Annotated in this window: 18 protein-coding genes; 9 read left to right on the top strand and 9 right to left on the bottom strand. The window is 63.3% G+C overall.

Going from position 1 to position 12,565, the window contains the following annotated elements:
* Positions 1–9: 9 nt before the first annotated feature.
* Both OJ996_RS12280 and OJ996_RS12275 read right to left on the bottom strand, forming a co-directional pair.
* Positions 10–1,386 carry a sigma-54-dependent transcriptional regulator gene (locus OJ996_RS12280; protein WP_264513885.1) on the bottom strand — a complete coding sequence of 459 codons (1,377 nt, stop codon included), beginning with the start codon at positions 1,384–1,386 and terminating at the stop codon, positions 10–12.
* 44 nt (positions 1,387–1,430) lie between these two features.
* Positions 1,431–2,615, bottom strand: coding sequence for a sensor histidine kinase (locus OJ996_RS12275; protein ID WP_264513884.1), 1,185 nt, complete (start codon positions 2,613–2,615; stop codon positions 1,431–1,433).
* 49 nt (positions 2,616–2,664) lie between these two features.
* On the opposite strand from OJ996_RS12275, the gene cutA reads away from it, so the two are divergent.
* From cutA to OJ996_RS12260, 3 genes are read left to right on the top strand one after another with little or no spacing between them, the layout of a single operon-like run.
* Positions 2,665–2,979, top strand: a complete 315-nt coding sequence (cutA, locus tag OJ996_RS12270; protein WP_264513883.1) for a divalent-cation tolerance protein CutA — start codon at positions 2,665–2,667, stop codon at positions 2,977–2,979.
* A 17-nt stretch (positions 2,980–2,996) separates the two neighbouring features.
* Positions 2,997–3,314, top strand: a complete 318-nt coding sequence (locus OJ996_RS12265) for a hypothetical protein (RefSeq protein WP_264513882.1) — start codon at positions 2,997–2,999, stop codon at positions 3,312–3,314.
* Between the two features lie 13 nt (positions 3,315–3,327).
* Positions 3,328–3,798 (top strand): hypothetical protein, encoded by a 471-nt coding sequence (locus tag OJ996_RS12260; protein WP_264513881.1) that lies wholly within the window; start codon positions 3,328–3,330, stop codon positions 3,796–3,798.
* Between the two features lie 4 nt (positions 3,799–3,802).
* Here OJ996_RS12260 and OJ996_RS12255 read toward each other — a convergent pair whose 3' ends face one another.
* The 7 genes from OJ996_RS12255 to OJ996_RS12225 all read right to left on the bottom strand — a co-directional run bounded on the left by OJ996_RS12255 (position 3,803) and on the right by OJ996_RS12225 (position 8,154).
* A complete protein-coding gene (locus OJ996_RS12255; RefSeq protein WP_264513880.1) occupies positions 3,803–4,309 on the bottom strand; it encodes an SLOG cluster 4 domain-containing protein in 507 nt (168 codons plus the stop codon).
* A 75-nt stretch (positions 4,310–4,384) separates the two neighbouring features.
* On the bottom strand, positions 4,385–4,660 hold the full coding sequence (locus tag OJ996_RS12250) for an acylphosphatase (protein WP_264513879.1): 276 nt from the start codon (positions 4,658–4,660) through the stop codon (positions 4,385–4,387).
* On the bottom strand, positions 4,657–5,250 hold the full coding sequence (locus OJ996_RS12245; RefSeq protein WP_264513878.1) for a MarC family protein: 594 nt from the start codon (positions 5,248–5,250) through the stop codon (positions 4,657–4,659). The genes OJ996_RS12250 and OJ996_RS12245 overlap by 4 nt, the downstream gene beginning before the upstream one ends.
* Before the next feature lie 35 nt (positions 5,251–5,285).
* The gene (locus OJ996_RS12240; RefSeq protein WP_264513877.1) at positions 5,286–5,804 is read right to left on the bottom strand and encodes a hypothetical protein; all 519 of its coding nucleotides are present in this window, start codon (positions 5,802–5,804) and stop codon (positions 5,286–5,288) included.
* Complete coding sequence (locus OJ996_RS12235; protein WP_264513876.1) at positions 5,801–6,142, bottom strand: hypothetical protein; 342 nt, start codon at positions 6,140–6,142, stop codon at positions 5,801–5,803. Before OJ996_RS12235 ends, OJ996_RS12240 begins: the two co-directional genes overlap by 4 nt.
* A gap of 128 nt (positions 6,143–6,270) precedes the next feature.
* On the bottom strand, positions 6,271–7,560 hold the full coding sequence (locus OJ996_RS12230; RefSeq protein ID WP_264513875.1) for a hypothetical protein: 1,290 nt from the start codon (positions 7,558–7,560) through the stop codon (positions 6,271–6,273).
* A gap of 12 nt (positions 7,561–7,572) precedes the next feature.
* Complete coding sequence (locus tag OJ996_RS12225) at positions 7,573–8,154, bottom strand: hypothetical protein (protein WP_264513874.1); 582 nt, start codon at positions 8,152–8,154, stop codon at positions 7,573–7,575.
* A 56-nt stretch (positions 8,155–8,210) separates the two neighbouring features.
* On the opposite strand from OJ996_RS12225, the gene folP reads away from it, so the two are divergent.
* From folP to trpB, 6 genes are all read left to right on the top strand, one after another.
* Positions 8,211–9,062 (top strand): dihydropteroate synthase, encoded by an 852-nt coding sequence (gene folP, locus OJ996_RS12220; protein WP_264513873.1) that lies wholly within the window; start codon positions 8,211–8,213, stop codon positions 9,060–9,062.
* A gap of 42 nt (positions 9,063–9,104) precedes the next feature.
* Positions 9,105–9,329 carry a hypothetical protein gene (locus OJ996_RS12215; RefSeq protein ID WP_264513872.1) on the top strand — a complete coding sequence of 75 codons (225 nt, stop codon included), beginning with the start codon at positions 9,105–9,107 and terminating at the stop codon, positions 9,327–9,329.
* A gap of 71 nt (positions 9,330–9,400) precedes the next feature.
* On the top strand, positions 9,401–10,243 hold the full coding sequence (gene cdaA, locus OJ996_RS12210; protein WP_264513871.1) for a diadenylate cyclase CdaA: 843 nt from the start codon (positions 9,401–9,403) through the stop codon (positions 10,241–10,243).
* Entirely contained in the window at positions 10,203–10,331 is a 129-nt protein-coding gene (locus OJ996_RS12205; RefSeq protein WP_264513870.1) for a hypothetical protein, read from the top strand. The genes cdaA and OJ996_RS12205 overlap by 41 nt, the downstream gene beginning before the upstream one ends.
* A 31-nt stretch (positions 10,332–10,362) precedes the next feature.
* Positions 10,363–10,992: a dethiobiotin synthase gene (gene bioD, locus OJ996_RS12200; protein ID WP_264513869.1), complete on the top strand. Its 630-nt coding sequence runs from the start codon at positions 10,363–10,365 to the stop codon at positions 10,990–10,992.
* Between the two features lie 150 nt (positions 10,993–11,142).
* Positions 11,143–12,348 carry a tryptophan synthase subunit beta gene (gene trpB / locus OJ996_RS12195; RefSeq protein WP_264513868.1) on the top strand — a complete coding sequence of 402 codons (1,206 nt, stop codon included), beginning with the start codon at positions 11,143–11,145 and terminating at the stop codon, positions 12,346–12,348.
* Positions 12,349–12,565 lie beyond the last annotated feature (217 nt).

Raw genomic sequence — 12,565 nt, 5'->3', positions numbered from 1 at the left:
CGGCGAGCTTCAGTCTTCCTCCTCCTTCAGCTTGCGCTGGAGGGTTCGGCGGCTGATGCCGAGAAGTTCGGCAGCCCGCGTCCGGTTGCCTCCGGCTTGTGCCAGGGCGGAGCGGATGGCGCTAGTTTCGAGCGCATGCAAGTTGAATTCCCGGGGAGCGGCAAGGGTGATTTTACCCTCTGCCGGGACCGTCACGGGGAGAATCGCGAGGGGGGCATCTCCCGTCACGGAGGAGGGCAAATGATGCAGGTCGATCACCGGGTCATTGCTCATCACCACACCGTGCTCGATGGCGGTGCGGAGCTCGCGGACATTACCGGGCCACGGATAGGCACGGAGGCGGGAAAGTGCGGCATCGCTGAGAGGCTTCACCGGGCGACCGTTTTCCTCCGCGAACTCCTTCAGGAAGGCTCCGGCGAGGATCACGATGTCCTCCGCGCGCTCCCGCAACGGCGGCATTTCGATCCGCACGACATTCAAGCGGAAGTAAAGATCTTCCCGGAAATCCCCGCGCGCGACCATGGCCGAGAGATTCTTGTTGGTGGCGGCGACGAGGCGGACATCCACCTTCACCGGGGTATTCGAGCCGACCCGCTCGATGGTGCGCTCGGAAAGGGCGCGGAGGAGCTTCACTTGGATCGAGGCATCGATCTCACCGATCTCATCGAGGAAGAGGGTGCCGCCATCCGCCTGCTCGAAGCGGCCGATGCGGCGCTGGACCGCGCCGGTGAAGGCCCCCTTCTCGTGGCCGAAGAGCTCGCTTTCCAGAATCTGCGGGGCGAGAGCGGCGCAGTGGACGATCACCAGTTTCTCCGGCGGGCGGCCGCTGAGACGGTGGATTGCATGCGCCACCACCTCCTTCCCGGTACCTGATTCCCCTTCGATCAGCACGGTGGCGCGGGTGGGCGCGACCTGCCTGACCACATCGATCACGCGCTGGATGGCAGGCGACTTGCCTGCAAGGCGTTCCAGACCGGAGGAATCCGCGATTTGCGCGCGGAGCTGGGTGTTCTCCGTCTCCAGCTTGCGATTGCGCAGGGCGCGCTTCAGCAGCATTTCGACCTCGTCAAGATTCAGCGGCTTGGTGACGAAGTGCCAGGCCCCGCGGCGCATGGCCTCCACTGCGGTATCCACCGAGCCATAGGCCGTCATCATGATGGACACGGGCGGATTGGGCAGCTTCATCGCCTCGCTCAGAAGGTCCATACCGGAATCCCCGCCCATGCGGAGATCGGTGAGGAGGAGGTCGATAGGCTCGGACTTGAGGACTTGGAGTGCCTCCTTCGAATTCGAAGCGGTGAATACCTCGAACTCCTCCTCCAAGGCGGAGCGGAGGCCATCACGGGTGGCGCGTTCGTCGTCGGCGATCAGGAGAGTCGGAGTCATGAGGAAATGACGAATTCAGAATTTCCGAACGATGGAACCGGCATCTAGTGGCTGCTGGCTTCGATATCGATCACGCGGTCGGCTTCCAGCAAGCGGACCGGGCGCGGACCGCGGGGAAGATGGATGAGGATGCGGGTGCCGCTGCCGGGTTCGCTCTGGACCTCGATCTCGCCACCGTGCTCGCGGACGACGCGGCGAACGATCAGCAGGCCGAGGCCGGTGCCGGATTGCTTGGTAGTGCGGTAGGGTTCGAACAGGGAGCCCATCTGCTCCGGGGGGATGCCGGTGCCGTTGTCCTCGATGGTGAAGATGGCCTCGTATTCGTTCGCGCGGGCGCTCACGCGGATGATGCCGCCTGCCCCGCCGATGGCCTGATAGGCATTCCGGATCAGGTTGTAGAAGACCTGCTGGAACTGCCCTGAATCCACCTCCATGAGCGGAAAATCGGTAGCGAGGGAAAGCTCGACGGCGATGCCGCGGGTTTCGAGTTCCGGTTCGAGGAGCCGCAGCGCGTCGGAGAGCACCTTGGGCAGATCGCAGCGCTCGCGGTTCGGCGTGGTGGGGCGGATGGCCTGCAGGAACTGGCGGAGGATCGTATCGAGCCGCTTGATCTCGCTGCGGGCGGTTTCGAGATTTTCCTCCAGCGGCTTGCGGTCCCCGGGCGGCAGCTTCTTCAGCTTGCGGGCCATGAGCTGGAGATGGATGTCCAGCGAGTTCAGGGGATTCCCGATTTCATGGGCGACGCCGGCGGCAAGCAGGGTCAGGGCATTCAAGCGCTCGGACTCCAAGGTCTGCTCCGCCTCGGCGCGCGTCACGGTCAGGTCGCGGACGAGCATGACCCAGCCGAAATTGGTGCCCGGGGACTGCTCGTGTTTGATCGGCGAGAGATAGAAATTCAGGAAGCGGTTCTCCGGATAGAAGATCTCCAGATCCCGCGAGACCACCATGCCGGGCTTCACCAGCGAGGCCCAATCCAGTCCTGGGATGCGGGCGGTGATGAGGGTGCCTTGGGCAGCTTCCGGATTCAGGCCGAAGAAGCGGCAGGCGGCCCCGTTGATGAAGGAGATCTCCCCTTCCCCATCCAGCACGATGACGCCCTCGTGAAGCGCCTCGAAGACCTGCTCCAGGAAACCCTTCTCCCGCACCAGACGGTCGAGAAGTTGGCGTGCTTCCGCCGGATCGATCCGGTCGATGCGGGCGAGGATTTTGTCAAGGAAGCCGGGTTTCAAAGAGAAGGCAGAGTTTGCTAGTTGTCGGTTTCAAGTGTTCAGAAGAGCCATGGAAAACGCCATGGTCGTTCTTTGCACTTTCCCGGATATCGAGCAGGCGCGACAGATTGGCGCAGCCTTGGTGGAAAGGCAAGTGGCGGCCTGCGTCAATCTTCTGCCCGGCGTGGAATCCATCTACCGCTGGGAGGGGAAGGTGGAGCAGGCGAGCGAGGTGATGGGGATCATCAAGACCACCTGCTACCCGGAGTTGGAGGCCGCGATCCGTGAGCTGCATCCGTATGAGGTGCCGGAAATTCTGGCGCTCCCCATCGCGGCAGGATCCACGGGCTATCTGGAATGGCTGGTGGCGAGTTGCCGGGGCTGAGACAAGATTGAGGATCCATGCCTATCGTCCGCGACAACGCCATGCAGTCGATCTTCGCGGTGGCGCACTGCGTGGTGATTTTGGCCGGGTCGATGTTCGTGGCAGCGGCCCCGCGAGTCAGGAGAGGCGAAGGGCCTTGGGAGATCCTCATGCTGCGCGACTGGGGCTTCCTGCTACTGCTGATCCCTGCGGCGTGGGTTGTGGGGACGATCTGGCTGGAGCGGCACCGCTCGGATTGGTTCACGAAACGGTGGACGGTGCTGAGTGGGCTTCTGGTGCTACTTTCACTGGTGAGCTTGATGATTCATGCTTTCTCCCGCGCCAGTTTCGGATAGATTGAGACGGTCCATGAAGCGCAAGACGATGCTGCTCACCTTGAGCTTGATCGCGGTCCTCGCGGCGGGCGCTTCATTGCACTACCTCAGGAACGGCGGTGACGTTTATCACACCCGGGAACGGAGGGCCGCGAAGGATGCGATGATCCAGTCGATCCGCGCCGACCTCGCCGCGGCTCCGACGCCTGCACAGCCCGGTGACGGCGAATGGTATGATGGCGAAGCGATCTTCAATGAAGACGGCTCGTGGCTGGCTTATCGTTCCCGCTGCCACAAGCAGGATCCGAAGGTCTATGACCTCTTTATCGCGAAGGGATCAGACGGCAAATGGTACTACTCCAGCTATCACTTCTGCATCGATGCAATGGTTCTAGGCTCAAACGACCAAGCTGCGTCGCTGGACGAATTCAAGCGGAGCTACTCTCTGATGGAGTTCGATGGAGAATCGGACGATGCCTTGGCCAAAACCTGGCCGAACCGCTAGTGGCCTAGACCAAACCGAGTTCTTTCAGGCGGGCTTGCAGCATCTCGACCGAGGACCAAGGTAGGATCGGCGAGTTCTTGCGCTCGTCGGGCGGGTTCTGCTCAAGCTGATCGGACCATCCGCCGCAACCTGTTAGAGGAAGCAAGGGGCGGCGATGGAGCCATGCGAGGCAGACTTCCGAAATGGTGCCGGCGCGGCCGCCAATGACGATGCAGGCATCTCCGGCGAGGGCCATGAGGAGATTCCGGGCATCCCCCATGCCGCAGGGGATGAGCACGGTGCAGGGCCAGTTCTCCGTCTTTATATCGTCCGAAGGGATGATGCTGACGACCTCGCCTCCGGCAGCGAGCGCGCTCTCCGCAGCGACGCGGGTGGCCGGGCTGCCGCAGCCGCTGACTACGGTGATGCCGAGCCTGGCCAACAAAGTGCCTGCGGCGGCGGCCAATTCGAAGGCGGGCGAGCCGGGCTCGGCGCTGCCGAGGACGCAGACTTGAGGACGGCGGGGCGACATGGCGGATACGGAGTTCGGCAGGGGCATTCTAACAAGAACAGACGGCCCTGCCCGCGGTCTATTCAGGGAAAAGCGCTAGCGCTCGATCGTGAAGCCCTTCACGCCTTCAAGCGGCGGGATGTTCTTCACGTGCATGCCCTTGATGTTATGGGCCAGCGGGGACTCCTCCGCGATTTCCTTGAGGAAGGCTTCGACCTCGTCGCGCTCGCCCATGACCTCCAGTTCGACGGTGCCGTCGACGAGATTCTTGACCGTGCCGCAGACCTCGAAGCCCTTGGCAATGTCCTTGGTGGTATAGCGGAAACCCACGCCTTGCACGCGGCCCTCGAAGATGACGCGTCGGGCAATCACGGGGCGGAGGATGCGCTGTAGGTGGATACCCCATCAAGGAACATTTGAACCGAGACGAGGATGAGCAGGAGGCCCATGAGGCGCTCAAGAGCACGGGTTCCTTTCGTCCCAAGCAAGCGGAGCAGTGCAGGCGAGAAGTAAAGGATGACAGCGGAGACCAGCCATGCGGCGCTCACCGCGAGGGCGATCGAGCCGATCTGGAGAGGATACTTGGTCGCGGTGAGGAAGATCAGCGCGATGCTGGAAGGGCCGGCCATGAGCGGCACGGCCAGAGGCACGATGAAGGGCTCTTCATCCCCTGACTCCCCGAGCATCGAACGGGTGGGAAAGACCATGCCCAGGGCGATGAGGAAAAGCAGGATGCCGCCGGAGATGCTAAGCGTGGCGGGCCTGACGCCGAGGAAAGCGAGGAGGTATTTCCCCACGAAGAGGAAGCCCAGCAGGATCACGAGGGCGAAGATCAGCTCACGGGCAAGCACGCGGCGACGGCGGTCTTCCGGGATCTTGGCCAGAACGGAATGGAAGATCGCCGCATTCCCGAAGGGATCGAGAACGAGGAAGAGGGTGACGGCGAGGGCTAGGAGGTCCATCGGCCAGCCGATCAGACCAGCCGCCCGAGGCAAGGTCAACGGTCGTGCCGCGGATCCGGATCGCCGCGCTGCGGGATGGAGCTGGAGCCGCGGGCGGCATCCTTCAGCTTGCGCGAGGTATTCCGCTCGATGGCGATGGTCATGTGCTTGCCCTGAATCTCATGGGTTTCCCCGATGTAGGAGAGATCGGTGATCTCAAGATGCGTCCAGCGCCAGCGCAGGACACGCAGATCGCCATCGTCCACAATGACTTTCTTCTCGGCATCGCCGCGACGGAGGGTCGCCACGAACTCGCGCGGGATACGCCCGCGGTCGTCCTGAAAGCTGAGTTCCACACTCAGGGGGCCGAGATAGAGGCCGAGGCAGGCGGCGGCGAGGAAGATCCAGACGAGACGTGCCGGGAGCCATGATCGCCGCGGCGGGATGAGCTCCGGCTCGGAGGCTTTCTGCACCAGTGGTGAGTCGACCTCGAGATCCGGCTCTTCACCTTCGGGAGGATTGAATGGCCCGTCCTCGCCATATCCCGGCGGCAGCGGAGGTGGATCGAAGCTCATGGCTTTCCCCTTTCCGCGTTGTTGCGAAGTTTTTCCTCGATGAGGTTCACGGTCTTTCTGACGGCGGCATCCCTCAAATCTTCACGGGGGGTCGTTTTTATATCGAGCCAAAGCTTCATCTTTGTCCCGGAGATCGCGTGGGTGGACGGGGGATAGCGGGAATCCGTCACCGTCAGGGTATCCCAACGCCCGCGAAGGATCTTCAGCTCGTCCCTCTCGATGTGGACTGTCTTCGTCCGCTCTCCTTTGGCTAAAACCACTTGGACATTATAAGGACTGCTCCAGCCCTTCTGGCGGATGCGGATGTCCGTTCGCCCGAAATGCAGTGCCGTCAGCATTGCGGCGGACCCGAGGATGACCATGACAAGCGCCACCAGCTTGGTCTCCGCACGAGAGCCTGCCGCTCGCCGGGATTCAATCCAGCCACCGCTTCGGCAAGTCCTGCGGCGGCTTCGACGGGCATTGCTCAGGGGATAAAGGATTTCGCAATCTCTTGCGAGGTCGCATTCACGAAGCGGACCACATCCGGCGCAGGCCGGGCGACGGCGATGAAGCGGGCCTCCGGGGTTTCGGTGATCACGCCCGCCTCGGGATCATTCTCGGTGCCGGCCATCGCAGAGACCATCGAGCGAGCGGCTTCCGAGAAGGCATCGGCGGACTTCTCCGAATCCAGCCGGAGATCCCATACCAAATGGAGATCGGTGTCACTGGTGGCGAAGAGACGATAGCGGTCTCCGCGCCAGCTATCGGCGATGGGGGCTGACTCCGGGCCCAGCGGCTCAAGCCACAGGTTCAGGCCGAGCATGCCGGCGGATTCCTCGACGAGCTGGTTTCCGGGGGTAACCGGGAGTGCGGGCGGATCCGGCTTCTCGATTTCCTCCCCGGCCGGGAAGTAGGCAGCGGTGAATTCGGGCGGACGCTTGAGGCCGGAGAGGATCTCCTCCTGATCCATCAGGCGGCTGGCAAGGCGGATGCCCAGCGAGGAGGGAAAGGTGGCGAGTCCCCGGACATAGGCGGGCAGGGAATCCAAGAGGCCGCGCACGCCTTGGTCTTCCTGCGCGCCGGTGAAGCCGGTGGCGAGGGCCTGACGGGCGAGGAAGCGGCTTTCGATCGCGATGGCGGTGCCATGGTGAAGGGCTTCCCGGGAGTTCGCGATCTCATCGCCGGGCCAGCCGGTGCCGGGCGGGTAGTTCTGGTGGATGAGGATGCGCACCAAGCTGCGGACCACCGCGGCTTGATCCGGGATGGATTGCGGGTCGAAGCGGTTGGTCACCCAGCCCTCGCCGCTCTCTTCATCGAACCAGGAGCGGGCGCCCTCGGACTTGGTGAGGGCGAACTGCGGGGCGAAGCGGTCCTCGGCACCAAGCAGGCCCATGAGCTTCCATGCCTGCTCGCGGGAGTCGAGGCCATGAGTGTCGTAGCGGGACTCGATGGTGGCTTGGACGCGGCCGCGCAGTTCCTCCACCGCGATCTGGTGGATGACCGGGCTGCTGCGGAAGTTCAAGCCGAGCGCTTGCTCGACGAAGGTGATGAGTTCGGGCTCGACCTTGAAATCGCCGCCGCCCTGCGCGAGCGAGCGCAGGCTCTCATTCTCGCGCTTCAGCAGCGCGACTTCGTCTTCCAAGGCGATGATGCGCGCGGAGGACTCGTCATCGCCCTGCGCGGGCGCGGCGGACTTCCAGTGCAGGGCTTGCATCCACCCGGCGGCACCGACAGCCGCGCCGAGGAGACACGGCAGGAGAGTTTGCGGTCGCATGCGAAAGACCGATCACTTCCCGATCTTCTGGCCCTTCGGATTCGCCGTGTCCTTGCCGGGCAGCGGGTGTCCTTCGAAGGGGTCGAACTGCAGGCCGGAGGGACCGAAGACGTCTTCCGCCATCTTGCCGGGGACCAGGTTGATGGCGATCGGCGCGTTGCGGTTGCCGCGGGCGTCGTAGGTGTAAATGAAGCGGCGGATCGGCATCTCCTCGCCGGTCTGCGGGTCCTTGCGGGTCACGCGGGCATCGAACATCTGCTCCTCCAGCAGCTTGCCGAAGGTCAGGCCCGGGCGCTTGTCGTAGCCGTAGCGGGATTTGAAAAGACGGGTGCCCTTGCCATCGAAGATGTCGCAGGTGAGCGGATGACCCTGCGGGGTGAGGCGATACACGGTGGTGGTGAGCAGCGTGCCGTTCGCGTTCTTGAGCTTCTTGGTGATGGTGCGCTCGTCCGGCGGGCGGGAGAATTCCTCGTAGGAGCCGTCCTTGTTCCGCTTCACGCTGGCGTAGGGGCCCTTGACCTCCAAGCCGGGCACGGCGGCGGCGGCGACTCCCGCGAGCAGGAGCGTGGTGGCAAGCAGGGTTTTGAAGTTCATGGCGCGGAGATTATGACTTGGCGGTAGCGGCGGCAAGTGGCCATTTCCCACCCGGCATGTGGTGGCAAACGGCGCGTTCGCGGATGGATCTGACCCGGCAGGGAAAAATCATGGGGATTCTGAATGTGACCCCGGATTCCTTTTCGGACGGCGGACGGCATGCCGGGGTGGAGGCTGCCCTGAAGCATGCTCGCACGATGATTAGGGACGGCGCGGAGATCATCGATGTGGGCGGAGAATCGACCCGACCCGGCGCGCCGGAGGTGGCCATCGCGGAAGAGATCGCCCGCACCCGGCCGGTGATCGACGCGCTGCGAGCGGAGTGGGACGGGTGCATTTCGATCGATACCTCGAAGGCAGCGGTCGCGGAGGCAGCACTGCTGGCCGGGGCAGATGTAGTGAACGACGTGAGCGGCCTGACCGCGGATCCGGAGATGGTCCGGGTCTGCGCGGCGAGCGGTTGCGGCGTGGTGGTGATGCACATGCAGGGCGACCCGCGGACGATGCAGGTGGCACCGCACTATGAAGATGTGGTGGCGGAGGTCCGGGAGTTTTTCGAAGAGCGTCTCGCCACCTTGGAGCGGGGGGGTATCCGGCGGGAGGCGATTTGCTTCGATCCGGGAATCGGCTTCGGGAAGACGATCCGGCACAATCTCAAGCTCCTGCGGGACATCGGTAGCCTCACCGTGGGCGGTCGCCCTGTGTTGCTCGGCGTCTCGCGGAAGTCTTTTATCGGAAAGGCCTTGGGCAGCGACGACCTGGCTGACCGGGCTTGGCCGACGGTGGCGATCACCGCTTCCACCCGGGAGGCCGGGGTGATGATCCACCGGGTGCACGAGGTGAAGCCAAACCACCAGGCACTGCGGATGGCGGAGGCAATCTTGCAGGGCGTGAATTTTCCCGAATAATCCAAGAGTGCCCGCGTCCAAGCGGGGAAATCACGATCATCGATGAAAGCGCTCCTCCTCAAGACAGCCGCCCTTTTGGTGGCAGTGACCGGAACTTCCTGCATGACCACCTATGATGCCTACGGGCGCCCGGTGCAGAGCGTGGATCCGGGTGCAGCGGCAGCCGGTATCGCGGCAGCCGGACTGATCGGCTATGCGGTGGGACATCACAATCACCACCACCACGGCGGCTATTATCCGGGCTACTACGCTCCCTACTGCTACTGAGGGACGAATTTCGCCTGCGGGCCGAAAGGAAATGACAGCTTGCTGGTGGAGGGGGTAGTATCCGTGGCGCAATGGCGTGGGAGCAGCTAAGAGATCACTGGCGGGACGGGGTCGAAATTCTGATCCTGGCCGTCGCGATCTATCAGATTTACCGCGCCTTCCGGGCCACCCGCGGCGCGCGTATTCTGGTCGGACTGGTGGTGATCTTGGTTTCGGTCACGCTGATCCTCTCCCAGTTCGAGTTCCAAGTAATCTGGTGGCTGGTGCAGCGGGCGGCGATCCTACTGCTGTTCTCGCTGCCGATCATCTTCCAGCCGGAGCTGCGCAACGCCCTCTCCAAGCTGGGGAGCAGCCGGCTCTTCAATTTCAGCAACAAGAGCCAGCTCGACTTCCTGGAGGTCTTCGAGGACTCGGTGGTGATGTTGTCCAAAAAGCGCATCGGCGCGCTCTTCGCGATCGAGCGGGACATCGACCTGAAGCCCTTCGAGGAGACCGGAGTGAGGCTCAACGCGGATTTCTCCCCGGAGCTGGCGATGACGATTTTCTTCCCGAAGACGCCGCTGCATGACGGCGGCATGGTGATCGCTGACAAGAAGATGTCCGCCGCAGCCTGCGTCTTCCCCGTGAGCCAGCGGGAACTGAGCGACCGCTCGATCGGCCTGCGCCACCGCGCGGCGATCGGGGTGACGGAGGAAACCGACTGCGTGGCGGTGATCGTGAGCGAGGAAACCGGCGCGATTTCCATTTGCATCGAGGGCGTGCTGGAGCGGAATTTGGGCGAGGAAAAGTTCCGCGCGCGGATGGCCCAGATCTTCCTCGCGAACGACGACAAAAATGAAAAAGGCGCTCCGAAAGAACTGGATCCCGAAGATCGTGTCGCTGCTGCTCGCGATCGCGATCTGGTTTCTGATTAAGCGCCATCTGGAAGGCACCGGCGAGTATTATGCGCCGGGACAGCGGCCGCCGAAGGCTTACGTGGTGCCCGAGCAGGATCAGCCTTGACCGGCGGGATAGCTGCGGCCACGGCTGCGGCGTGAGTTACTTCGTCACCGGAACGGACACGGGAGTCGGCAAGACTAGGTTTTCCTGCCTGCTGGTGGAGGCCCTCCGGGCCGAGGGAATCGATGCCGCAGGCTTCAAGCCGGTGTGCTGCGGCGATCGCGACGACGCCGTCCATCTGGCAGCAGCTTCCGGCGGACTGACTCCGGACGAGGTGAATCCCGTGTGGTTGAAGGCGTCGGTGGCGCCCTTGGTCGCGGGCATGCTGGAGAACCGCCCGGTGGATCCGCAGGACCTGATCGCGAAGTATCGCAGCTTCGCCTGCGAGCATCGCCAGGTGATCGTGGAAGGAGCGGGCGGATGGCGCGTGCCGCTGGCGGATGGCTACGATATGGCAGACTTGGCGAAGGATCTCGGCCTGCCGGTGATCCTCGTGGTGGGAAACCGGCTCGGTGCCCTGAACCATACGATCCTGACGGTTGATTCGATCCGCGCGAAAGGTCTGACGATCGCCGGACTGGTCATGAATCATCTGGCGGACGAGCTGGATACCGCGGCGATCACGAACAAAGGGATGATCGAGCAGCTCACCGGCGTGCCGATCCTGGCAGAGATCATCCACGGGCAGGACTTCCTAGACGTGGAGCCGTTTTTGCAGGGATAGCGAAGGATTGGAACAGGAGGAAAGTGAGGGAAGGAAGCCTCTGGGCTTCCTCTCCATTTCCTCGGTTTTCTCCTGTTGGATCGGCAGCAGGGCTTTTGCCCGGATTTTTCCGCTGTCATCCGGGTCCGGCTGTGGTTTCTTCCCGCCGCGATGCCAACACTGACGACTCCCCTTCCCGACGCGACCGGCCACTTCGGACAGTTCGGCGGGATGTTCGTTCCGGAAACCCTGATGGCTCCCCTGCAGGAGCTGTCCACGGCCTACGACGAGGCCCGGAAGGATCCGGAATTCCAACGGGAACTGGACGACTTGCTCACGAATTACGTGGGCCGGCCGACTCCACTGTATTTCGCGGAGCGATGGACGGAAAAGCTGGGCGGCGCGAAGATTTACCTGAAGCGGGAAGACCTGCTGCACACGGGCGCTCACAAGATCAACAACGCGATCGGCCAGATCCTGCTGGCGAAGCGGCTCGGCAAGAAGCGGATCATCGCGGAGACCGGGGCCGGCCAGCACGGCGTGGCGACGGCGACGGTGTGCGCGCGTTTCGGCATGGACTGCGTGGTTTACATGGGTGCCGTTGACATGGAGCGTCAGGCCCTGAACGTGGCCCGCATGCGCCTGATGGGTGCCGAGGTCCGCGCGGTGACGGCGGGCCAAGCGACGCTGAAGGAAGCGGTGAACGAGGCCATGCGCGACTGGGTGGCCACGGTGGATCACACCCACTACATTCTCGGCTCGGCGCTGGGCTCGCATCCCTTCCCGATGATGGTCCGCGATTTCCACCGCGTGATCGGCTTGGAAGCCCGCGAGCAGATTCTGGCGAAGGAGGGCCGCTTGCCGGACCTGCTGGTGGCTTGTGTCGGAGGCGGATCGAATGCGATCGGCCTGTTCCATCCCTTCCTGCAGGACGAGGACGTCCGCATGGTGGGCGTGGAGGCTGGTGGTCTAGGCATTCTGCCGGAGAAGCACGCGGCGCGTTTCCAAGGCGGCAAGCTGGGCGTGCTGCAAGGCACGAAGACCTGGTTGCTGGCGAACGAGGACGGGCAGATCGAGCTGACGCATTCGGTTTCCGCAGGCCTCGATTATGCCGCCGTGGGGCCGGAACATGCCTACCTTCAAAACATCGGCCGGGTGGAATACACCTACGCGACGGACGACGAGGCGCTGTCCGCGTTCAAGGAACTGGCGCACACGGAGGGCATCCTGCCCGCGCTGGAGAGCTCGCATGCGATGGCCTACGTCTCGAAAATCGCGGGGAGCCTCCCGAAGGATTCCATCATCATCGCGAACCTTTCGGGGCGCGGGGATAAGGATGTGGAGCAGGCGGCGAAATATCTGCTGGGAGGGGTTTGACAAAGGAAAGGCGGGCCGCGCCCATGCGCAACCTCTTCGAGGTAGATATCTGCTCCGAATGCAACCCGGGGTAGCTCGTTCCTCGCAACCTGATCTTACTTTGAAAGCGCGGACACGGTTTCGGGGGTTAGCTGTGGTTGAGGGATTGTTCGTATTCCACGGGCGATTGATAGCCCAGCGAGCTGTGGAGGCGCACCGGGTTGTAAAAGGTTTCGAT

Source organism: Luteolibacter rhizosphaerae, assembly GCF_025950095.1.
GTDB lineage: Bacteria > Verrucomicrobiota > Verrucomicrobiia > Verrucomicrobiales > Akkermansiaceae > Haloferula > Haloferula rhizosphaerae.
The sequence above is the reverse complement of the archived record's forward strand: the minus strand, read 5'-3'. Positions and strand labels throughout refer to the sequence as shown.